4 protein-coding genes are annotated in these 1,753 nt (G+C 46.8%); 2 read left to right on the top strand and 2 right to left on the bottom strand.

The features are described 5' to 3' along the window. On the top strand, positions 1-595 hold a 595-nt coding region (locus tag F6K52_RS35940), incomplete at its 5' end, for a TIGR04283 family arsenosugar biosynthesis glycosyltransferase (RefSeq protein ID WP_293089944.1). On the opposite strand, the gene F6K52_RS35935 is transcribed toward F6K52_RS35940, so the two are convergent. Then, positions 513-764, bottom strand: coding sequence for a hypothetical protein (locus tag F6K52_RS35935; protein ID WP_293089942.1), 252 nt, complete (start codon positions 762-764; stop codon positions 513-515). The genes F6K52_RS35940 and F6K52_RS35935 overlap by 83 nt on opposite strands. A 155-nt stretch (positions 765-919) precedes the next feature. On the opposite strand from F6K52_RS35935, the gene F6K52_RS35930 reads away from it, so the two are divergent. Next, a complete protein-coding gene (locus tag F6K52_RS35930) occupies positions 920-1,300 on the top strand; it encodes a four helix bundle protein (RefSeq protein WP_293089940.1) in 381 nt (126 codons plus the stop codon). 80 nt (positions 1,301-1,380) lie between these two features. Here F6K52_RS35930 and F6K52_RS35925 read toward each other — a convergent pair whose 3' ends face one another. Continuing rightward, positions 1,381-1,569 carry a hypothetical protein gene (locus tag F6K52_RS35925; protein WP_293089938.1) on the bottom strand — a complete coding sequence of 63 codons (189 nt, stop codon included), beginning with the start codon at positions 1,567-1,569 and terminating at the stop codon, positions 1,381-1,383. Between the last annotated feature and the right edge of the window lie 184 nt (positions 1,570-1,753).

Genomic DNA, 1,753 nt, shown 5'->3' with positions numbered 1-1,753 from the left:
TGAAGTGATTGTGGTAGATGGGGGCAGTGATGATGAAACTGTTGCGATCGCACAATCAGTTGGTGCTAAGATTATAGCTGCTGGGACCGGTCGCGCTAGTCAAATGAATGCTGGGGCTGCGGTGGCTAGCGGAGATATTCTGTTGTTTCTCCATGCTGATACCCGTTTACCAAAAGGATTTGATAGTTTAGTTCGCCAAGGGTTACAAGACTATGACACCGTGGCTGGGGCTTTTGAATTAGCCATTGATGCTAACCTGCGGGGGGTAAGGTTGATTGAAGGGATGGTGAATTTGCGATCGCGTTTTTGCTCCCTGCCTTACGGTGATCAAGCCATCTTTATCAAGACTAAGGTGTTTACAGACCTGGGTGGTTTTCTGAATCTACCGATTATGGAAGATTTTGACTTGATGCGACGCCTCCGCAACTTAGGTAAAATAACTATCCTTAGTCAACCTGTGCTAACATCAGGACGCCGCTGGCAGACCTTGGGGGTTGTGAAAACTACATTAATTAACCAACTGGTGATCGTTGCTTATCATTTGGGGGTTTCTCCTCACCGGATTGTGGGTTGGTATCGTCGGGCAAAAGGATAAAAGAATCGGGAATCGGGAATCGGGAATCGGGAATCGGGAGTGGGGAATCGGGAGTGGGGAATCGGGAATCGGGAATCGGGAATCGGGAATCGGGAATCGGGAATCGGGAATCGGGAATCGGGAATCGGTATATTTTTCGGGTGGTGGATGTTGTATTTGTGATTTTCAAAAAATAGTGGGTACGCTTAGTATACAAAAGCTAATAATTTTATAAATGGCAAATGTTTTTGGAGACTGACAACCATAGGGATAAGCGCGTTTCTATCATAGAGCCACTCCCGACTCCCGACTCCCGAATCCCGATTCCCGAACTCTAGTTTAAGCATGAGCAATTATAATCAAATTCAGTCTTATCGAGATTTGCGAGTTTGGCAAAAGGGAATGGATGTGGCGGAGAGTTGTTATGTGATCACCAGAGAATTCCCTAAACAGGAAATGTATGGGATGACTGCACAGATAACGAGAGCAGCTGCATCAATTCCTGCTAATATTGCAGAGGGATATGGGCGAGAATATCGAGGAGAATATGTTCAATTTCTTAGAATAGCTCAAGGCTCTCTCAAAGAATTGGAAACCCATCTTTTCTTATCGGTCAGAGTTAAACTGGCTAACTCGGTTGCAGTTAATCCGATTTTAGGTGAGTGTGAAGCTTTGGGAAGAATGTTACGTTCTCTGATTCGGTCATTGCTAGATAACTCATCATAAATCGGGAATCGGGAGTGGGGAATCGGGAATCGGGAGTCGGGAGTCGGGAATTGGGAATCGGGAATCGGGAGTCGGGAGGACTAGATAGTAGACCTATACGCAAAAGTAGTTTTATGATAGTGTTCTTGATGCAGTCGCTCATGGCGCATGGGTCTGTGTGCGGAACCTGCGTCCGCACCTGTCTTGATGCAATAGCGAGTGGGGGAAACCCCCAAGACCGCGCTGCATCGCTCTCCAGCCCCGTGGAAACCCCCAAGACCGCGCTGCATCGCTTTGCATCAATTCTTGTTTACTGTTCTGGTGATCCGCTGTTCCAGACAACTGCCGCGAAGTCTAGTCAATGTGTGACTAGTTAAAGAATAGTAGACTTCGTTTGGTGGTAATAGTTTTGTGGAATAGGTATCTTGCCGGAATAGCCATCTTGGTAGAATAGCCATCTAACGTGGAACGGGA

The organism is Moorena sp. SIO3H5 (assembly GCF_010692395.1).
Classification (GTDB): domain Bacteria; phylum Cyanobacteriota; class Cyanobacteriia; order Cyanobacteriales; family Coleofasciculaceae; genus Moorena.
This window is presented reverse-complemented; position numbering and strand designations above follow the sequence as displayed.